General features: G+C 66.8%; 20 protein-coding genes. 14 read left to right on the top strand and 6 right to left on the bottom strand.

The window, feature by feature from the left end; all coding sequences use genetic code 11:
* The first annotated feature begins 84 nt into the window (after positions 1-84).
* The 4 genes from POS15_RS10100 (at position 85) to POS15_RS10085 (ending at position 4,260) form a co-directional block, all read left to right on the top strand.
* Positions 85-540 (top strand): BLUF domain-containing protein, encoded by a 456-nt coding sequence (locus POS15_RS10100; protein WP_070427077.1) that lies wholly within the window; start codon positions 85-87, stop codon positions 538-540.
* 303 nt (positions 541-843) lie between these two features.
* On the top strand, positions 844-2,130 hold the full coding sequence (locus tag POS15_RS10095) for a nucleotide sugar dehydrogenase (RefSeq protein ID WP_019183356.1): 1,287 nt from the start codon (positions 844-846) through the stop codon (positions 2,128-2,130).
* Positions 2,131-2,161: 31 nt separating this feature from the next.
* Complete coding sequence (locus POS15_RS10090) at positions 2,162-3,784, top strand: FMN-binding glutamate synthase family protein (RefSeq protein ID WP_019183355.1); 1,623 nt, start codon at positions 2,162-2,164, stop codon at positions 3,782-3,784.
* Positions 3,781-4,260: a GNAT family N-acetyltransferase gene (locus POS15_RS10085; RefSeq protein WP_284128096.1), complete on the top strand. Its 480-nt coding sequence runs from the start codon at positions 3,781-3,783 to the stop codon at positions 4,258-4,260. Before POS15_RS10090 ends, POS15_RS10085 begins: the two co-directional genes overlap by 4 nt.
* Positions 4,261-4,364: 104 nt before the next feature.
* Here POS15_RS10085 and POS15_RS10080 read toward each other — a convergent pair whose 3' ends face one another.
* A complete protein-coding gene (locus tag POS15_RS10080) occupies positions 4,365-5,612 on the bottom strand; it encodes a TIGR03862 family flavoprotein (protein ID WP_284128095.1) in 1,248 nt (415 codons plus the stop codon).
* Positions 5,613-5,622: 10 nt separating this feature from the next.
* Entirely contained in the window at positions 5,623-6,063 is a 441-nt protein-coding gene (locus tag POS15_RS10075; RefSeq protein ID WP_019183352.1) for an FKBP-type peptidyl-prolyl cis-trans isomerase, read from the bottom strand.
* Between the two features lie 67 nt (positions 6,064-6,130).
* Between POS15_RS10075 and POS15_RS10070 the strand changes: the two genes are divergently transcribed.
* The 4 genes from POS15_RS10070 (at position 6,131) to POS15_RS10055 (ending at position 9,036) form a co-directional block, all read left to right on the top strand.
* A complete protein-coding gene (locus POS15_RS10070) occupies positions 6,131-6,496 on the top strand; it encodes a DUF6164 family protein (RefSeq protein WP_070470656.1) in 366 nt (121 codons plus the stop codon).
* A gap of 49 nt (positions 6,497-6,545) precedes the next feature.
* Complete coding sequence (locus POS15_RS10065; protein WP_284128094.1) at positions 6,546-7,298, top strand: sulfurtransferase; 753 nt, start codon at positions 6,546-6,548, stop codon at positions 7,296-7,298.
* A gap of 138 nt (positions 7,299-7,436) precedes the next feature.
* Complete coding sequence (locus POS15_RS10060; RefSeq protein ID WP_266084648.1) at positions 7,437-8,429, top strand: LLM class flavin-dependent oxidoreductase; 993 nt, start codon at positions 7,437-7,439, stop codon at positions 8,427-8,429.
* A gap of 97 nt (positions 8,430-8,526) precedes the next feature.
* Positions 8,527-9,036 carry a pyridoxamine 5'-phosphate oxidase family protein gene (locus tag POS15_RS10055; RefSeq protein ID WP_284128093.1) on the top strand — a complete coding sequence of 170 codons (510 nt, stop codon included), beginning with the start codon at positions 8,527-8,529 and terminating at the stop codon, positions 9,034-9,036.
* Positions 9,037-9,138: 102 nt separating this feature from the next.
* Here POS15_RS10055 and POS15_RS10050 read toward each other — a convergent pair whose 3' ends face one another.
* Together POS15_RS10050 and POS15_RS10045 are read right to left on the bottom strand one after the other, a co-directional pair.
* Positions 9,139-9,798 (bottom strand): exopolysaccharide biosynthesis protein, encoded by a 660-nt coding sequence (locus POS15_RS10050; RefSeq protein ID WP_019183347.1) that lies wholly within the window; start codon positions 9,796-9,798, stop codon positions 9,139-9,141.
* Complete coding sequence (locus POS15_RS10045; RefSeq protein WP_284129607.1) at positions 9,782-11,092, bottom strand: hemolysin family protein; 1,311 nt, start codon at positions 11,090-11,092, stop codon at positions 9,782-9,784. The genes POS15_RS10050 and POS15_RS10045 overlap by 17 nt, the downstream gene beginning before the upstream one ends.
* Before the next feature lie 282 nt (positions 11,093-11,374).
* Between POS15_RS10045 and POS15_RS10040 the strand changes: the two genes are divergently transcribed.
* Both POS15_RS10040 and POS15_RS10035 read left to right on the top strand, forming a co-directional pair.
* Positions 11,375-12,001, top strand: coding sequence for a DUF47 family protein (locus POS15_RS10040; RefSeq protein WP_019183345.1), 627 nt, complete (start codon positions 11,375-11,377; stop codon positions 11,999-12,001).
* 13 nt (positions 12,002-12,014) lie between these two features.
* A complete protein-coding gene (locus POS15_RS10035; protein ID WP_019183344.1) occupies positions 12,015-13,136 on the top strand; it encodes an inorganic phosphate transporter in 1,122 nt (373 codons plus the stop codon).
* Between the two features lie 122 nt (positions 13,137-13,258).
* Here POS15_RS10035 and POS15_RS10030 read toward each other — a convergent pair whose 3' ends face one another.
* A complete protein-coding gene (locus POS15_RS10030; protein WP_284129606.1) occupies positions 13,259-13,831 on the bottom strand; it encodes a GNAT family protein in 573 nt (190 codons plus the stop codon).
* 123 nt (positions 13,832-13,954) lie between these two features.
* A complete protein-coding gene (gene parE, locus POS15_RS10025) occupies positions 13,955-15,844 on the bottom strand; it encodes a DNA topoisomerase IV subunit B (RefSeq protein ID WP_284129605.1) in 1,890 nt (629 codons plus the stop codon).
* A gap of 163 nt (positions 15,845-16,007) precedes the next feature.
* On the opposite strand from parE, the gene POS15_RS10020 reads away from it, so the two are divergent.
* From POS15_RS10020 to POS15_RS10005, 4 genes are all read left to right on the top strand, one after another.
* Positions 16,008-16,247, top strand: a complete 240-nt coding sequence (locus POS15_RS10020; RefSeq protein WP_176989627.1) for a hypothetical protein — start codon at positions 16,008-16,010, stop codon at positions 16,245-16,247.
* Positions 16,248-16,765: 518 nt separating this feature from the next.
* Positions 16,766-18,430, top strand: a complete 1,665-nt coding sequence (locus POS15_RS10015) for a CTP synthase (protein ID WP_070427084.1) — start codon at positions 16,766-16,768, stop codon at positions 18,428-18,430.
* A 105-nt stretch (positions 18,431-18,535) separates the two neighbouring features.
* Positions 18,536-19,366: a 3-deoxy-8-phosphooctulonate synthase gene (kdsA, locus tag POS15_RS10010; RefSeq protein WP_019183338.1), complete on the top strand. Its 831-nt coding sequence runs from the start codon at positions 18,536-18,538 to the stop codon at positions 19,364-19,366.
* On the top strand, positions 19,366-19,779 hold the full coding sequence (locus tag POS15_RS10005) for a hypothetical protein (RefSeq protein ID WP_284129604.1): 414 nt from the start codon (positions 19,366-19,368) through the stop codon (positions 19,777-19,779). The genes kdsA and POS15_RS10005 overlap by 1 nt, the downstream gene beginning before the upstream one ends.
* Positions 19,780-19,819 lie beyond the last annotated feature (40 nt).

Genomic DNA, 19,819 nt, shown 5'->3' with positions numbered 1-19,819 from the left:
AACGGGATGGCAGACACAGTCGATGTCTACCCAGTGCGAATACTTCATGGCATAGTCAGCTTCAGTTCATTCCGGAAATCCTTCATGCCGCTGCATGCGGTCGCTTATGTCAGCGACGCTGTCGATGGAATCGAAACGTCTGATATCGATCAGATCCTGCGCGCGGCATCGGGATTCAATAAAGTGGCCGGCGTCACCGGCGTGCTGATGTTCGACGGGCGTCGGTTCCTGCAGTATTTCGAAGGTCCGGAGGATGGCGTGGATTCGGTATTCCAGCGTGTGTTCAACGCGCGCATCCATACCAACCTGCGCGAGCTTGCGCGCGGGTCGGTCGGTGCCCGCCACTTCCCCCGCTGGACGATGGCCTCCGCAGCAGTGGAGCCCGAAGCACTGGCGCGCATCATCGATGCGCCCTGGCACGGATTTCTGGCCGTCCTGCCCGCAGTGGGCGACGCGCCCACGGGGTTTGGCTGTCTGCTTGCGGCGTGGACCGGTGTCTCCGGCGAGTTGGAACCGGCTGCGGTGACGCTGGGTTCGTAACGCAGAACAACGCTGCCCGTAACACAATGATCACGGTTGCCCGCCTATCCTCTTCCTACCAGCTGTGACCAGTCTTGCGGGGTTTGCCCTTGGAGGCTGTCTGAAAGGGTAGTAACCGCAGCTGGACCATTATTCCTTTGGCCGTCGTCCGTACTCTCCGCGGGCGGCGGCTTTGTTCTTTGTGGGGCAGGGGCAGGCGCGTTAGGCTTGCATGACCTGTATCCCGGCTCCGTATCGCATGACGTATCCCCTGATGACGCCCCGCCTGCTGGCAGGCCCGGTTCCGCGATGCGGAGCCGAGCGATGACCCAGGCCATTTCCGCCGCGGCCGCGCCGCGCATCGGCGTCATCGGGCTCGGCTATGTCGGGCTGCCGTTGACGGTGACCTTCGGCCGGCAGCAGGCCACGGTGGGCTACGACATCGATACCGCGCGGGTCGCCGAGCTGCAGCGTGGCCTGGATCACACGCTGGAACTGGAGGCCGATGAGCTCGCTGCCGCTGTGCATGCGCGTTACAGCGCCGATCCCGCCGATCTGGCCGCGTGCAATGTGTACATCGTGACCGTGCCGACCCCGATCGATGCGCATGAGCAGCCCGATCTGGCGCCGCTGCGCAGCGCCAGTACCTTGATTGCCGGCCTGCTCAAGCGCGGCGACATCGTGATCTATGAATCCACGGTCTATCCCGGTACCACCGAGGAAGTCTGCGTCCCCCTGCTCGAGGAAGGGTCGGGGCTGCGCTTCAACGAGGATTTCTATTGCGGTTACAGCCCGGAGCGGATCAACCCGGGCGACCGCGAGCGGCGGCTGCCGGACATCCGCAAGATCACCTCCGGCTCGACGCCCGAGGTCGCCGCGGTGGTCGATGCCCTGTACAAGAGCATCATCACCGCAGGCACGTGGCCGGCACCGTCGATCCGCGTGGCCGAAGCCGCCAAGGTGATCGAGAACATCCAGCGCGACGTCAACATCGCCCTGGTCAACGAGCTGGCGCTGATCTTCGATCGGCTCGGCATCGATACCCAGGATGTGCTGGACGCGGCCGGCAGCAAGTGGAACTTCCTGCCGTTCCGGCCCGGCCTGGTCGGCGGCCACTGCATCGGCGTGGATCCGTACTACCTGCTGCACAAATCCGAGAGCGTGGGCTATCACCCCGATCTGATCCACACCGCGCGCCAGGTCAACAACCGGGTCGGCGAGCACGTCGCGCAACGCGTGCTGGCGCTGCTGGCATCGCGCCGCATCGATGTCGCCCAGGCCCGGGTGCTGGTGCTGGGCGTCACCTTCAAGGAGAACTGCCCGGACCTGCGCAACAGCCGCGCGCTGGAACTGGCGCAGCGCCTGCAGGCCAGTGGGGCCCGGGTGGACGTGCAGGACCCGTGGGTCGGTCCGGCGGCACTGGCCGATGCCGGCGTGCGTTGGGTCGAAGCCCCGGATGCGGGCGGGTATGACGCGGTCGTGCTGGCCGTGGCGCACGATCGTTTCCGTGCCCTGGATGCGGCGCAGGTGCGCGCGCTGTTGGCACCGGGTGGCGTGGTGTACGACGTCAAATCCGTATGGCCCCGGGAAGTGGTGGACGACCGCCTGTAGACTCGTTGGCAGCTATTGATTGAGGAAAGCCATGCACCGCTATCTCGCGTATCTGCTCGCCATCCTGCTGTTCCCGGTCTGCCTGTGGTTGGCCACGATCTGGCCCGCCTGGTACTGGGGAGTGGGGGTGACGGCCCTGCTGGTGGTGCTGGGCACGTGGGACATGCTGCAGAAGCGCAGCACGCTGCGGCGCAACTACCCGGTGATGGCGCACTTCCGCTACGGGCTGGAATCGATCGGGCCGGAGATCCGCCAGTACTTCGTGCAGAGCGATCTGGAAGACGTGCCGTTCTCGCGCCAGCAGCGTGCCCTGATCTACCAGCGCTCCAAGAATGAAATGGACGTGGTGCCATTCGGTACGCTGCGCAGCACGTATGCGGTGGATTACGAATGGATCAACCACTCGCTGGCGCCGACCGAGATCGGCCACCACGATTTCCGCATCCAGATCGGGCCCAACTGCGCCAAGCCGTACTCGGCCAGCGTGTTCAACATCTCTGCGATGAGCTTCGGCTCGTTGTCGGCCAACGCGATCCGCGCACTGAACGAAGGCGCGCGCCGCGGCAGCTTCTACCACGACACCGGCGAAGGGTCGATTTCTCCCTATCACCGCGAAATGGGCGGTGACCTGGTCTGGGAAATCGGCTCGGGCTACTTCGGTTGTCGTGACGAGGCCGGCGGCTTCAGTGAAGAGAAGTTCGTCGCCAACGCGAACCATGATCAGGTCAAGATGATCGAGATCAAGCTCTCGCAGGGCGCCAAGCCTGGCCACGGCGGCGTCTTGCCGGCGGCCAAGGTCAGCGAAGAGATCTCGATCACCCGTGGCGTGCCGATGGGCGTGGATTGCGTGTCGCCCTCCAGGCACAGCGCGTTCAATACTCCGGTCGAGCTGCTGCAGTTCGTCGCGCGGCTGCGCGAGTTGTCCGGCGGCAAGCCGGTCGGCTTCAAGCTGGCCATCGGCCACCCGTGGGAGTGGTTCGGTATTGCCAAGGCGATGCAGGAAACCGGGCTGCTGCCGGACTTCATCGTCGTTGACGGCGCCGAGGGCGGGACCGGCGCCGCGCCGGCCGAGTTCATCGATCACGTTGGCGTGCCGATGCACGAAGCCCTGCTGCTGGTGCACAACACCCTGGTCGGGCTGGACCTGCGCGACCGCATCCGCGTGGGTGCGGCCGGCAAGGTGACCAGCGCGTTCGAGATCGCGCGCACCATCGCGCTGGGCGCGGACTGGTGCAACGCCGGCCGTGGTTTCATGTTCGCGCTGGGCTGCATCCAGTCGTTGAGCTGCCACAGCGACAAGTGCCCGACCGGCATCGCCACCCAGAACCCCAATCGCTGGCGTCACCTGGATGCGGCCGACAAGGCCACGCGCGTGCACAGCTACCACGAGAACACGCTGCGCGCGTTGCGCGACCTGCTGTGCGCGGCCGGCCTCAACGATCCCTCCGAGCTGGGGCCGGAGCACATCCTGCGCCGGGTCTCGCCGGTGGAAATCCGTTCGCTGGCCTCGTTGTATCGCTATCTTGCGCCCGGTGAACTGCTGCGCAAGGTGCCAGACCACGCGGTCTTCCACGATTACTGGGCCGATGCGCGCAGCGACTCGTTCCAGCCACCAGCGCGCATCCAGGCGCTGCGCGCGAGCAAATCGCGATGACGGGCGATCGTGCAGTGCGCTTGCGGGTCGGCCGCGCCGACGAGGCGGACCGGCTGTGGGTACTGCGTACGCGCTGCGTCCGCGAACTGTGCAGTACGGCGTATCCGCCGGAGGTAATTGCCCCATGGTCGGCCTCGCCACCGCCGCAACATTACCGCGCGCTGCTCGCCGGCGGTGGCGGTGTGATTGCCGAAGACGCCGAGGGTGCGCTGCTGGGCTACGGCGTGATCGATCTGGCCGGCAACGAGATCGATGCATTGTTCGTCGATCCCGACTGCGGCGGCCGTGGCATCGGCCTGACCTTGATGCAGGCGATGGAGGCGTTGGCCGACCCTGCGCGGCCGCTGGTGCTCTCGGCCTCGCTCAACGCGGTGCCGTTCTACCAGCGCTGTGGTTTTGAGGCGCTGCGCGAGGAGAGCTACCCACACCCCAGCGGCGTCGCACTCGCGTCGGTGCGGATGCAGCGCACGCGTTGATGCCGGCCAGTGGCCGGCACCACCCGGATGCCGCGCTGAGCCGCGCCGAGCGCCTGTCAGGGCACGTCACTGGTAGTGCCGGCCGCTGGCCGGCACCTCGCGATCTATCCCTGCGCCAGCCAGGCCACCACGCCACGCCCGGCGCGCAGCCCGCTGGCGTAGCACGCGGTGAGCAGGTAGCCGCCGGTCGGTGCTTCCCAGTCCAGCATCTCGCCCGCACAGAACGTGCCCGGCCGTGCGCGCAGCATCAACTGCGTATCCAATGCCTCCAGGCGCACGCCACCGGCGGTGCTGATGACTTCATCGATCGGACGCGGTCGTTCCAGGGCCAGTGGCAGCCGCTTGAGCGCGTGCGCGATCTGCGCCAGCGGCAGCTGCCCGGCCTCGCGGCCCAGCACCTCGAACAGCAGGGCGGACTTCACCCCGCCCAGCCCGAGCTGGCGACGCAGGACCTCGCCGAAACTGCGGCCCTGGCGCGGCTTGCCCAGCTTCTCCAGCACCTGCGCTTCGGTCTGGCCCGGCAGCAGGTCCAGCTGCAGTTCCACCTGGCCGTCGCGGGCCAGGCTGTCGCGCAGATCGGCCGACAGCGCGTAGATGAGGCTGCCTTCGATGCCGGTCGCCGTGATCACGCACTCGCCCTGCAGTGAGCGCGGTTCGCCCTTCAGGTCGGTCCAGTGCGCCACCACCGGCTTGAGCGGGGCGCCGGCCTGGCGTTCGCTGAAGTAGGGCGTCCAACCGATGTCGAAGCCACAGTTGGCTGGCTGCAGTGGGGCGATGTCGATGCCGGTGGCGGCCATCGGCGCCACCCACGCGCCATCCGAGCCCAGTTCCGGCCAGCTGCCGCCGCCGAGCGCGAACACTACCGCGTCGGCCGTCACCGACGTTTCGCCATTGGGCGTCTGGAAGCGCAGCGCGCCCGCGTCATCCCAGCCGGTCCAGCGATGCTGCACGTGGAAGCGCACGCCCTGTTCCTTCAGCCGGCGCACCCAGCCGCGCAGCAGCGGCGCGGCCTTGCGGTCGACCGGGAACACACGGCCGGAACTGCCCACGTAGGTTTCCACGCCGAAGTCCAACGCCCAGGCGCGCAGCGCCTCGGCATTGAAATCGGCCAGCCACCCGCCCACCGCCTCCGCGCGCTCGCGGTAGCGCGAAACGAACACGTCAGGCGCGTCGGAGTGGGTCAGGTTGAGGCCGCCCTTGCCGGCGATCAGGAACTTGCGACCGGGCGAGCCCTTGGCCTCGTACAGATCGACGGCGTGGCCGGCAGCGCGCACGGTTTCAGCCGCCATCAGGCCGGCGGGGCCGCCGCCGATGATCGCGACCCGGCGTGGGGTGGTCAGGGCAATGCTCATGCAGGCAGGATCAACGCGGCTTGACGTCGAGCAGCTCGACATCGAACACCAGCGAGGAGTTCGGCGCGATCGGGCCGGCGCGACGGGCGCCATAGCCGTACTCTGCCGGAATCATCAGCGTGCGCTTGCCGCCCACCTTCATGCCCGCGAAGCCTTCGTCCCAGCCCTTGATGACCTGGCCCTGGCCCAGGTCGAAGCTGAAGGGCTCGCCACGGTCCACCGAGCTGTCAAACTTGTCACCGTGCTTGTCGGCGGTGCGCTCGTCGTAGATCCACCCGGTGTAGTGCACCGTGACCTTGCTGCCCGGCGTGGCCTCGGCGCCGGTGCCCGGCTGGGTGTCGATCTTCTCGAACTGCGCGATGCTGCCACCGGGCGGCGGGCCGGGCGGGGTGCAGGCGGCCAGCAGCGACAGCATCAGAGGGGCGAGCAGGTAACGCGGCAGACGGCGCATGGGCGGGCTCCGGATCCAAAAAACGGGGACGCAAGGGTAGCGCATCGCCGGGCGCTATCATGGGCGCATGTCGAAACTGCTGCTCAACCTGCGCAATGTCGCGGACGATGAAATCCAGGATGTCACTGCCCTGCTGGACAAGGCGGGCATTGCCCATTACCGCACCGAGCCCAGCCCGTGGGGCATCTCCTTCGGCGGCATCTGGGTGCGCGACAACGAGGATCACCCGCGGGCCAAGGCCTTGATGGCCGACTACCAGCAGACGCGCGGTGAGCGCGTGCGCGGCGAGCGTGAGGCCGCGCTGCGCGAGGGCACGGCCGAGACCTTCGGCAGCCTGATCCGGCGCCGCCCGGTGTTCGTGGTCACGGTGCTGGTCGGGATGGCCGTCGCGGCCGCGCTGGTGCTCCTGCCGTTCGTGCTGCTGCGCGGCTGATTCCGGCGCGGCTCAGGCGTCGCGGCCGCCCAGCGGCTAAAATGGCGGGATGATCGCCAATACCGCCGCCTACCACTTCACCCCCGTCGCCGACCCGGACGCGCTGTGCGCGACCCTGCTGGAGCGGGCCACCGCCGCGCAGCTGCGCGGCACGATCCTGGTAGCGGGCGAGGGCATCAACCTGTTCCTGGCCGGGGCGGTGCAGGCAATCGATGGCTTCTACACCGCCCTGCGGGCCGATGCCCGGTTTGCCGGGCTGCGGGTGAAGACCAGCTACAGCCACATGCAGCCCTTTGCCCGGCTCAAGGCCAAGGTCAAGCCGGAGATCATCAGCTTCCGCATCGACGACGGCCAGCCGCTGGCCTACCCGCGCGCCCCGTCGATCGACCCGGCCACGGTGCAGCGCTGGCTGCGCCAGGGGCATGACGACGCCGGCAAGCCGGTGGTGATGCTGGACACCCGCAACACCCAGGAGATCGAGTACGGCACCTTCCAGGACGCGCTGGTGCTGCCGATCACCAAGTTCACCGATCTGCCCGACGCGCTGGCCCCGCACCGTGAGGCGCTCAAGGACAGCACCGTGGTCAGCTTCTGCACCGGCGGCATCCGCTGCGAGAAGGCGGCCCTGTGGATGCGCAATGACGGCATGGACAACGTGCTGCAGCTGGACGGCGGCATCCTGGGCTATTTCGAGGCCGTGGGCGGCGAGGGCTATGACGGCCGCTGCTTCGTGTTCGACGAGCGCGTGGCGCTGGACGCGGCCCTGCAGCCGCTGGTGGACCAGGACGCTGACGCCGCCTGAGCCGTCTTCACGGCGTTGATTGTCCTGAATCGTCGCGAGACGGAAATCAGCGTCTTGCCACGCGTGCCTTGTGGGCGGTGGCAAACCGCGCGGACAGCCCCATCTCAGTGAGATATCTCCTGGTTGGAACGAGCATTCATGATGCAGCTGTCGATTCTTGATCTGGCGCCGGTCTGCGAAGGCAGCGACACCACGCAGGCCTTCGCCAACATGCTGGACCTGGCCCAGCACGCCGAAGGCTGGGGTTTCCATCGCTATTGGCTGGCCGAGCACCACAACATGCCCGGCATCGCCAGCGCCGCCACTGCCGTGCTGATCGGCCATGTGGCCGGGGGCACCAAGCGCATCCGTGTCGGTGCCGGCGGCATCATGCTGCCCAATCACTCGCCGCTGCAGGTGGCCGAGCAGTTCGGCACGCTGGCTTCGCTGTACCCGGACCGCATCGATCTGGGCCTGGGCCGCGCGCCCGGCACCGACCAGCCGACCGCCCGCGCACTGCGCCGCTACTTCGACAGCGCCGACCAGTTCCCGCAGGACGTGCGCGAGCTGCTGCACTACTTCGAACCGGCCCAGAAGGGCCAGGCCGTGCGCGCCGTGCCCGGCGCCGGCATTCCGGTGCCGGTGTGGCTGCTGGGCTCGAGCCTGTTCAGTGCGCGCCTGTCGGCGGCGATGGGCCTGCCGTTCGCCTTCGCCTCGCACTTCGCCCCCGACGCGATGGATGAAGCGCTGGCGGTCTACCGCCGCGAATTCCGTGCCTCGCAGTATCTGCAGGCGCCGTATGCGGTGCTGGGCCTGAACGTGGTGGCCAGCGATTCGGAAGCTGACGCCAAGCGGCTGTTCACCACCCAGCAGCAGAGTTTCGTCAATCTGCGCCGTGGCCTGCCGGGCCTGATTCCGCCGCCGATCGACGACATCGAAGCGTTCTGGCAGCCGCACGAAAAGGCCGGCGTGCAGAACGCGCTGGCCTGCGCAGTGGTCGGTGACGTGAAGCAGGTGCAGGAAGGGCTGGCCGCGTTCGTGGCGCGGCACAAGCCTGACGAAGTGCTGGTCACCGCCAACATCTACGACCATGCCGCGCGCAAGCGCTCGTTCGGGCTGGCGATGCAGGCATGGCGCGCACTGCAGGCGTAATGCCCACGGCGCATGCGAAGAAGGTGTGACCGCGCGGTTCACGTCGCCGTAGCCGCCGATCGGCTGTGATGGTGGCTCCCCTTACAGGAGCCACCCCATGGCCGAGCACGATCGTCAGCAGCACATCAAACAACTGGCCGAACTGATCCGCGGCGTGGACATCGCGATGTTCACCACGGTCGGTGTGGACGGACGCTTGTTCAGTCGTCCGCTGGGCACGCAGGAAGTCGAGTTCGATGGCGACCTGTGGTTCGCCACCGGCGCCGACAGCCCGAAGATCGCGGAAATCACCGCCAACCCGCGCGTCAACGTGGCCTACGCCTCGCCCTCGGGCAATACCTATGTCTCGGTCTCGGGTACCGCGCGGGTGGTCCATGACCGCGCCAAGATCGACGAACTCTGGTCGCCGGCGATGAAGATCTTCTTCCCGGGCGGCAAGGACGACCCGAACCTGCGCCTGATCCACGTCAGCGCCGAATCGGCCGAATACTGGGATGGCCCGGGTGGCCTGCTCGGCAAGGCCCTGTATTTCGTGCTGTCGGCCGTGACCGATGACCCGGGCGCGATGTCCGACACCGGCACGGTGGATCTCAAGCCCGGCGCGTAACCGGGCTCACAGGGCCGGCCCTGCGCCGGCCAGTGTGGTGCTGAAGCCGGCCGCGGGGTCGGCTTTTTTCATGGCGCGTCGCGTGAAGGGGGGGGGCCGGCCTCAGCCGAACCAGCGTTGGAACAGGTCCACCGTGTAGCCCACCAGGTGGCCCGAACTGAAGCCGAAGAACAGCACGGCAGCCACCGCGCCGACCCAGTTGACCAGCATGAGCACGCCGTCGCGTTCGAGCAGCGCCAGCGCGAACAGCAGCAACTGGAAGCCGAACAGATAGTTGGTAAGCGGGATCGGCAGCGACAACAGCACGCCGATCAGGATCAGCAGCAGGCCGCTGAAGGCATGGGCGGGCAGCGGCACCAGCAGTCCGGCCATCCGCGGTTTGAGCAGGCGGTCCAAGCGCCGCAGCGGGCCGTCGATGCGCTCCAGGAAGCGATGCATGGTGCCGCGCTTGGGCCCACGGTTGCGGATGAAGCCCGGCAGCCACGGCCGGCGCATGCCGCACAGCATCTGCGCACCGATCAGGACCACCAGCGGCCCACTGACCGCGCCGCCGATCCCGGGAATCGGAATGAAGGCCGGCAGGATCGCCACGAACAGGAACACACCGAACGCGCTCTGCTGCAGGTCCTGCAGGATCTGGCCCAGCAGCAGCCGTTCCTCCGGGTCACCGTGGTCGAACATCGCCAGGAGGGTACGGATACCCTCGTTGCGGTACTGCGGCCGCGTCGGATCCGGCGGCGTCGGCTCAGCCGGTGATGTCATCGGTTTCGTCTTCGCTCAGGGTGCGCAGCAGCAGCTTGTCGACACGGGCGCCGTCGAGATCGACGATCTCGATGCGCCAGCCGGCCCAATCGAAGTACTCGCCCGCATGCGGGATGCGGCCGAAATAATGGATGCACATGCCGGCCAGCGTGTAGTAATCGCCATCGTCGGCATCGGGCAGCTCGGCGTTGCCCATCAGTTCGCGCAGGTCCTCGATCGACAGCGAGCCATCGACCAGGAACGAGCCGTCCTCACGGGTCACGACCAGTGCGTCCTCGTCCACGTTCTCCACCGACTGCAGGCGGCCGACCACCGCGCCCATCAGGTCGCTGATGGTGACCAGGCCCTGGATCTCGCCGTACTCGTCCACCACCAGCGCCATCGACTGCTGCTCCTCGCGGAAGATCTCCAGCAGCTTCATCGCGTGGGTGGACTCGGAGACGTACAGCGGCTCGCGCAGGTTCTGGAACAGCGAATGGTCATCGCGCACCAGGCGCGTCACCAGGCTTTTGACTTCCAGTACCCCGACGATGTCCTGGTCGTTGTCGCGGAACACCGGGTAACGGGAGAACTCGTTCTCGCGCATGGTGGCGATGTTCTTCTCCGGCGCGGCCTGCGTATCCAGCCAGGCGATCCGGTTGCGCGGGGTCATCAGGCTGTCGGCGGTACGGTCGCCCAGGCGCATGACGCGGTTCATCATGTCGCGCTCGTGCGCGTCGATCACGCCGGCTTCGTGGCTCTCGGCCACCAGCATGCGGATCTCTTCTTCGGTGACCGAGGCGGCCTCATCCTTGCCCAGGCCGAGCACGCGCAGCACCAGCCGGGTGCTGTGGGAGAGCAGCCACACGAACGGGAAAGCGATCCGGGACAGCCAGCCCATCGGCCAGGCGACCAGCCCGGCGATGTCTTCCGAACGGGTGATGGCCAGTCGTTTGGGGACCAGTTCACCGAAGATCAGCGTCAGGAAGGTGATCAGGGCAACCGCCAGCGCCTTGCCCACTTCACTGGAGTAGGCGAAGGCCGGGACGATGCCGTGCAGCCACTCGGCGATGGCCAGGCCGATCGCCTCACCGCCGAACACACCGGTCAGGATGCCGATCAGGGTGATGCCGATCTGGACCGTGGACAGGAAGCTCTCGGGCTTTTCGGACAGTTCAAGCGCGCGCTCGGCGCGTTTGCTGGAGGCGGCCATCTGCTTGAGGCGGCTCTTGCGCGAGGTCATGACCGACATTTCGGACATGGCGAAGAAGCCGTTGAGCAGGATCAGGGCAAGGACGATAAGCAGTTCAAACACGGGCTTCATCCCCGGTTGGTGGCAGGGAGGGCGTGTTCAAGCGATGTCGGCTACCGGAGGGCGCGTAAGCGCGGCGGTGCGGCGGGGGGTAAGGGTCGTCGTCCATAGAGTGCACCCGAAGGTGCCCGCGCATCTTAACAAAAGGCCGGGGCAGGGATGCAATCAGGGTCGTTCAGGCAGGGCCGTGGGAGCGTGAAGATGACAGGGAGTACCCGGATTGGACATCAAACCGTCATAATTCCGCCCGGTGCCGTCCTTCCTCGACGGCGAATAGGTTTCTCAATGTTCTCTCTGCAGACCATTTTTGGCTCCGGCAAACAGTTCTACACCCTGCTGGACGAGGCTGCCCAGGCCGCCCAGGACAGCGCCAAGGCGCTGCACGCGATGCTGCGCGAAGCGGACCGCCAGCCGGCGCTGGACGCCTTCAAGCTGGCCCGCCTGCGCGAGCGCGCCGCCTCGGACAAGATCAGCCAGGCGCTGGTCGACAGCTTCATGACCCCGATCGAGCGCGAAGACATCGAAGCGCTGGGCTCGGCGCTGTACAAGATTCCCAAGCAGATCGAGAAGTTCGCCGATCGCTATTCGCTGGCCACCCAGCACCTGGAACACATCGATTTCGCGCCGCGCGCGGCGATGCTGGAGCAGGCCGCCAGCGTGGTGGTGGAGATGGTGGGCGACCTGCGCCACATGAACCTGGACCGGATGACCGCGCTCAACGAGAAGCTGCGCTCGCTGGAGAACGAAGCCGACCGCCTGATGCTCGAGCTGTACCGCGACATCTATTCCGGCCGCCTGGACAGCCTGCAGATGTTCCTGCTCAAGGAGTTCTTCGAGATCCTGGAAAAGGCCATCGATCGTTGCCGCGAGGCCGGCGTGGTCGCCTACCAGATCGTCTTGAAGAACAGCTGACGGACGCCACAGCATGCTGACCCTTGTCCTGGTGGTGATCCTGGCCGCGCTCGTCTTCGAGTTCATCAACGGCTTCCACGACACCGCCAACTCCATCGCCACCGTGGTGGCGACCAAAGTGCTCTCGCCCGGCTGGGCGGTGATGCTGGCGGCCTTCATGAACCTCATCGGTGCCCTGACCGGCACCGCCGTGGCGCTGACCATCGCCTCGGGCCTGCTCAACACCAACGTGGTCGATGTGACCCCGCAGGTGATCCTGTGCGCGCTGCTGGGCGGCATCATCTGGAACCTGATCACGTGGTGGAAGGGGCTGCCGTCCTCGTCCTCGCATGCCCTGATCGGCGGCCTGTGCGGCGCCGGCCTGGCCGCTGCCCATAACAACTGGGACGCGCTGATCTGGTCCGAGCGCATCGGCACCTGGGCCCAGAACAAGGGCCTGCTGTGGAAGGTGTTCCTGCCGATGATCACCTCGCCGATCGCCGGCTTCCTGCTCGGCATCGCGGTGATGCTGCTGCTGTGGGCGATCATCGCGGGCATGGCCAAGGTGGGCGGGTTCATCGGCCGGCTGGCGCGCCCGCGCATCGTCAATGCGTTCTTCGGCAAGGCCCAGATCGCTTCGGCGGCCTACATGGGCTTCGCCCACGGCCACAACGATGCGCAGAAGACCATGGGCATCATCGCGATGACGCTGATCGGTGCCGAAGCGACCGGTGCCCTGAATGACCTGCCGTCCTGGCTGGCCTTCATGCACCCGGACGCGAGCGCCGGCGACGGCATCGCCATGTGGATCGTGCTGACCTGCGCCGTGGTGATGGCCGCCGGTACTGCCTCGGGCGGCTGGAAGATCATCAAGACCCTGGGCCACAAGATGGTCAAGCTGCACCCGATCCACGGCTTCGCCGCGGAAACCAGCTCGGCCACCATCCTGACCCTGGCCGCGCACTTCGGTATGCCGGTCTCGACCACCCACAGCATCTCCACCGCGATCATGGGCGTGGGCTTCGCCAAGAACCCGCGTTCGCTGCGCTTCGGCGTGATCGAGCGCATCGTGTGGGCGTGGATCCTGACGATCCCGGCCGCCGGCGGCTGTGCGTACCTGATCCTGCGCCTGTTCGAACTGTTCGGCTGGGCCTGACCGGTCCGCACGGTTGAACATCGAAAAGCCCGCCGCAAGGCGGGCTTTTTCGTGGGAGGGAGCGTGCCGGACGGGGCGGGACGGGGCGAGGCCGGTATACGCAGGATGGCGCCGCGCCGGTTCTAACGCGGCGCCGGGTCGGCCCGATCCTGCCACTCGCGTGCCAACAGGCCGTAGACGGCTGAATCGGAGACCTCGCCGGCAACCCGCCAGCGCTCCCGCAGCAGTCCTTCGCGCTGGAACCCGATCCGCTCCAGCACCTTCGCCGACGGGACGTTGCGCGGATCGATCTCCGCTTCCAGCCGACGCATGCGCAGTTCATCGAACAGGTAGGCCGCGAACCGTGACAGCGCCTCGTGCATGTAGCCCTGGCCCTGTGCCGACGGCGCCAGGTGATACCCGATCTCCGCGCGCCTGGACGTCTCGTCGATCGCGAACACGCCCACGATGCCCAGCAGCGGTCCGTCCACGTGCTCACGGATCGCCAGTTTCAGTTGCGTGCCTGCCTCCAGCGCGGCGAGATCGTCGAGGATCTGTACGTAGGCCTGCTTGAGGTCGGTCCACGCCGGATGGTTCCAGTAGCGCATGCCCACACGGTCGGACTGGATCGCGAACAAGGCCTGCGCGTCCGTGGCGCGGATCGGTGTCAGCACCAGGCGCGTGGTTTCCAGCATCAGGGACGGGTCGAACGGCATGCGGGTTCCTGCGAATGCGGTGACGCCACGGTAATCCTTCCCGCTGCATGCATCCATGCCTGGTGGCACAGGCAAGAAAAAACCCGCCGGAAGGCGGGTTTTTTCAGTACCACACGAGGCGGATCAGACCTCCAGCGAAGCCAGGTCGCCCTTCTTTTCCAACCAGCCCTTGCGGTCGCCGGCGCGCTTCTTGGCCAGCAGCATGTCCATCAGCGAATGGGTCTGCTCGCCATCATCGATGGTCAGCTGCACCAGGCGACGCGTATCGGGATGAATGGTGGACTCGCGCAGCTGCTGCGGGTTCATTTCACCCAGGCCCTTGAAGCGGGTCACGCTGACCTGGCCCTTGATCTTCTCGCGCTCGATCTTGTCCAGCATCGTGCGCTTCTCTTCCTCGTCCAGGGCGTAGAACACCTGCTTGCCCACGTCGACACGGAACAGCGGCGGCATCGCCACGAACACGTGGCCGGCATCGACCAGTGCCGGGAAGTGCTTGAGGAACAGCGCGGTCAGCAGGGTCGCGATGTGCAGGCCGTCCGAGTCGGCGTCGGCCAGGATGACGACCTTGCCGTAGCGCAGCCCGGCGATGTCTTCCTTGCCCGGGTCGCAGCCGATCGCGATGGCCAGGTTGTGCACTTCCTCGGAGGCCAGCACGCTGCCCGAGGACACTTCCCAGGTGTTGAGGATCTTGCCGCGCAGCGGCAGGATCGCCTGGAAGTCCTTGTCGCGGGCCTGCTTGGCACTGCCGCCGGCGGAGTCGCCTTCGACCAGGAACAGCTCGGTGCGCGACAGGTCCTGGCTGATGCAGTCGGCCAGCTTGCCGGGCAGGGCAGGCCCCTGGGTGACCTTCTTGCGGGTCACCAGCTTTTCGGTCTTCAGGCGCGCACTGGCGCGCTCGATCGCCAGCTGGGCGATCTGCTCGCCCAATGCGACGTTCTGGTTCAGCAGCAGGCTGAAGGCATCATGCGCTGCGCCCTCGACGAAGCCGGCGGCCTGGCGCGAGGACAGGCGTTCCTTGGTCTGGCCGCTGAACTGCGGGTCGGTCATCTTCAGCGACAGCACGAACGACACGCGGTCCCAGACGTCTTCCGGGGCCAGCTTGACGCCACGCGGCAGCAGGTTGCGGAAGTCGCAGAACTCGCGCAGCGCCTCGGTCAGGCCGGTGCGCAGGCCGTTGGCGTGGGTGCCGTGCTGGGCGGTCGGGATCAGGTTGACGTAGCTTTCCTGGACCAGCTCGCCTTCGGGGATCCAGGCCAGGGCCCAGTCCACCACCTCGTTTTCTTTCTTCAGGTGGCCCACGAACAGGTCGGCCGGCAGCATCTCGCGCTCGCCGAGCTCGGCCTTGAGGTAATCGCTCAGGCCGTCTTCGTAGTACCAGGTGTCCTGCTCGCCGGTGGCTTCGTCGTGGAGCTTCACGGTCAGGCCCGGACACAGCACGGCCTTGGCACGCAGCAGGTGGCGCAGCGCGCGCAGGTTGTACTTGGGCGTGTCGAAGTACTTCGGGTCGGCCCAGAAGCGCACGCGGGTACCGGTGTTCTTCTTGCCGACGCTGCCGACCACTTCCAGCGGGGTGGCGCGGTCGCCGTTGCGGAAGGTGATGCGGTGTTCGCTGCCGTCGCGCTTGATATGCACTTCGACCAGGGTGGACAACGCGTTGACCACGCTCACGCCAACGCCATGCAGGCCGCCGGAGAAGGTGTAGTTCTTGTTGTTGAACTTGCCGCCCGCGTGCAGGCGGGTCAGGATCAGTTCGACGCCGGGGATCTTCTCCTCGGGGTGGATGTCCACGGGCATGCCGCGGCCGTCATCGCTGACCTCGCAGCTGCCGTCCTTGAACAGCGTGACTTCGACCGTGTGGGCATGCCCGGCCAGGGCTTCGTCGACGGCATTGTCGATGACTTCCTGCGCCAGATGGTTCGGGCGCGCGGTGTCGGTGTACATGCCGGGGCGGCGCTTGACCGGGTCCAGGCCGGACAGGACTTCAATATCGGCGGCGTTATAGCGGGCGTTCATCTGTCTTCATAAAGCGCAATGCGACGGCGAAGTTTGCGGTCTGGACGGGTTTTTTGCACGCCACACGTTCAGGGGGCGGCCGACCGGGGCGCGATAGACTGTACTGGATGGGAAACCGGAGCCTCCGGCGCCCCATTCCATGCCATACCGCGAGGAGCACCCCATGAAGAAGTTGCTGACCATCGTTGCCATCGCCGCCGCCGTGGTGGCCGTGCCCATGGCACTGGCCCAGAACGCCGGACAGGGCCAGCCCACGCCGCAGCAGGGCGAACAGGCCGACAAGGCGCAGGCCGAGGCGGACGCCAAGGCCAAGCGCCGCGCGGCCGCCACGGCCGAAATGAAGGCCAGGGGCGAGCAGGCCCCGCAGAAGGAAGAGGAAGAAGAAGCGCGGAAGAAGCGATAAGCGCTTCGCGCTGACGCTTCCCCACGGTTTGCGCGGCAAACCGTGGGCCCCGCTCACCCTCTCTTCCACATCCCCGCGCCTGTCGGCGCGCCCCCTTGAACTCCAAGGGGGCTCTCCACCAGAGAGACCTGGGGATCTGAAAAAGTAGTCAACATGAGCCCCGGTATCGCGCCGGGGCTCTTCTTTTTATGTGAAGACCGTCATCCGCCCCTTGGGCTGGAGGCCGTCAATCTGTAAACTATGGCTTTCCGGGAGTAGTGCGTGTCATCCATCAGCGAATGGACTGGCCTGATCGTGCGCGATCGCCAGCAGGGTAGGCAGGAGGTGACGGTCCAGACAGTGGCCGGCACGGCTGCCCCGACGTCGCTGACCCACTCCTGCACCGCACCCCCCCTGATCCCGGCCCTGGCGCGTGAACGCCCCGCAGCCGCCCGGATCGCTCCGATTTCCCCCTTCACGTCGTCCGTCGCCCTGCGCGTCGGCGCCGTTTCCCCCTTCCTGACAGGACACCCCCAGCCATGACTCCCTTGATCTTCGTAACCGGCGGCGTAGTGTCCTCGCTCGGCAAAGGTATTGCCGCCGCGTCGCTTGCCGCCATCCTCGAGGCCCGCGGCCTGCGGGTGACGATGATGAAGCTCGATCCGTACATCAACGTCGACCCGGGCACCATGAGCCCGTTCCAGCACGGTGAGGTCTACGTCACCGATGACGGCGCCGAGACCGACCTGGACCTGGGCCATTACGAGCGCTTCGTGCGCACCCGCCTGAGCCGCAAGAACTCGGTCACCACCGGCCGCATCTATGAGAACGTGATCCGCAAGGAGCGCCGTGGCGACTACTTGGGCGCCACCGTGCAGGTCATTCCGCACATCACCGATGAGATCCGCCGCTGCATGGACGAGGCCACCGAAGGCTTCGACGTGGCGCTGGTGGAGATCGGCGGTACGGTGGGCGACATCGAGTCGCTGCCGTTCCTGGAGGCGATCCGCCAGGTGCGCACCGAGCGCGGCCCGGAGAAGGCGCTGTTCATGCACCTGACCCTGGTGCCGTACATCGCTGCCGCCGGCGAGTTGAAGACCAAGCCGACCCAGCACTCGGTCAAGGAGCTGCGTTCGATCGGCATCCAGCCGGACGTGCTGCTGTGCCGTTCCGAGCAGGTCGTGCCGGATTCGGAGCGCCGCAAGATCGCCCAGTTCACCAACGTCTCCGAGCGCGCCGTGATCAGCGTGCCGGACGTGGACGTGCTGTACCGCATTCCGATGGGCCTGCACGCGCAGGGCCTGGATGACATCGTCATCAACCAGCTCAAGCTCGGCGACAAGGCCGGCCCGGCCGACCTGCACGAGTGGGAAGCGGCGGTGGACGCCACCCTGCACCCGCTGGACGAGGTCACCATCGCGGTGGTCGGCAAGTACGTCGACCACCAGGACGCCTACAAGTCGGTCGGCGAAGCGCTCAAGCACGGCGGCCTGCGCCAGCGCACCAAGGTCAACCTGAAGTGGCTCGAAGCGCAGGAGCTGGAAGACAGCGACCTGGCCGCGCTGAAGGATGTCGACGGCATCCTGGTGCCGGGCGGCTTCGGCGACCGTGGTTTCGAAGGCAAGGTGCTGAGCTCGCAGTTCGCCCGTGAGCAGCAGGTGCCGTACTTCGGCATCTGCTACGGCATGCAGGCCGCAGTGGTCGATTTCGCCCGCCACGTGGCCGGCCTGGAAGGTGCCAACAGCACCGAGAACGATCGCCAGTCGCCGAACCCGGTGATCGGCCTGATCACCGAATGGCGCACCGCCACCGGCGATGTCGAGAAGCGTGACGACAAGAGCGACCTGGGCGGCACCATGCGCCTGGGCCTGCAGGAGCAGCGCCTGAAGCCGGGCACGCTGGCCCGCGAGCTGTACGGCAAGGACGTGGTCGCCGAGCGTCACCGCCACCGTTACGAGTTCAACAACCGCTACCGCACCCAGCTGGAAGATGCCGGCCTGGTGATCGCGGGCAAATCGATGGATGACACCCTGGTGGAAGTCATCGAGCTGCCGCGCGACCAGCACCCGTGGTTCCTGGCCTGCCAGGCGCACCCGGAGTTCCTGTCGACCCCGCGCGACGGCCACCCGCTGTTCATCGGCTTCATCCGTGCCGCGCGCGAGCGCAAGGCCGGTGGCAAGCTGGCCCAGGACGCGGCCGCCTGATCGGCACGCCGCACTTGCAGTGGGGGCCACGTGCCCCCATTGCAGAGCGCTAATCACCCACGGCGGCTGGCCTGGCCAGTGTTCGCCGGACAACAAGGAAACGCCATGAAACTGTGTGGATTCGACGTCGGGCTGGACCAGCCCCTGTTCCTGATCGCCGGCCCGTGTGTGATCGAGTCGATGCAGCTGCAGCTGGACGTGGCTGGCAAGTTGAAGGAAATCACCGATCGCCTCGGCATCAACTTCATCTTCAAGTCGAGCTTCGACAAGGCCAACCGCACCTCGGGTACCGCCTTCCGCGGCCCGGGCATGGAAGAGGGCCTGAAGGTCCTGGCTGAGGTGAAGAAGCAGATCGGCGTGCCGGTGCTGACCGACGTGCACGAATACACCCCGATGGACGAAGTGGCCTCGGTGGTGGACGTGCTGCAGACGCCGGCGTTCCTGGTGCGTCAGACCGATTTCATCACCAAGGTGTGTGCGGCCGGCAAGCCGGTCAACATCAAGAAGGGCCAGTTCCTGTCGCCGTGGGACATGAAGCCGGTCGTCGAGAAGGCCAAGGCCACCGGCAACCAGGACATCATGGTCTGCGAGCGCGGTGCCAGCTTCGGCTACAACAACCTGGTCAGCGACATGCGTTCGCTGTCGGTGATGCGCGATACCGGTTGCCCGGTCGTGTTCGATGCCACCCATTCGGTGCAGCTGCCGGGCGGGCAGGGCAACAGCTCCGGCGGCCAGCGCGAGTTCGTGCCGGTGCTGGCACGCGCGGCAGTGGCTGTGGGCGTCTCGGGCCTGTTCGCCGAGACCCATCCGGATCCGTCCAAGGCGCTGTCCGATGGCCCCAATGCGTGGCCGCTGGATCGCATGGAAGAACTGCTTGAAACCCTGATGGAACTCGACGCGGTCACCAAGAAGCACGGGTTCTCGCGCTTCGCATGATGGCCGACGTGTCGGCGTCACCCGCGGTGCGCCGCGGCTGGCGCGGTTGGGCCTGGGGCTGGATCGCGCTGGGTGCGGCGATGACCGCCTGGGGCGGTGTGTTCGTGCTGGTGCTGCTGGTATTCGCCAGCGTCGGCTCGCCGGGCGATGGCGACAACGCGCTGCGCTCGGTGCGCCCGCTGCTGCTGGTGACGCTGTCGCTGACCGGGACCGTCGCGCTGGTCTGTGTCACTGCCAGCGTGCTCGCATTCCGGCTGCGCCGGCAGGCGGCTGGCGGCGGTGGCGCACTGCTCCTGCTGGCCCTGTTGATGCTGGTGTTGTTGATCCCATCGCTGGTCTCGCGCCAGGCCACCGTGGCCGGGGTGCTGCCGTCGGCCCCGCCGATTTGGCAAGTGACGGGTGTGCAGGGATAATCACGCGGCATGTTTTTTTCGGCGCTGCATTGGCGGCGCC

This window comes from Stenotrophomonas sp. BIO128-Bstrain, assembly GCF_030128875.1.
Taxonomy (GTDB): Bacteria; Pseudomonadota; Gammaproteobacteria; order Xanthomonadales; family Xanthomonadaceae; genus Stenotrophomonas; species Stenotrophomonas bentonitica_A.
The sequence above is the reverse complement of the archived record's forward strand: the minus strand, read 5'-3'. Positions and strand labels throughout refer to the sequence as shown.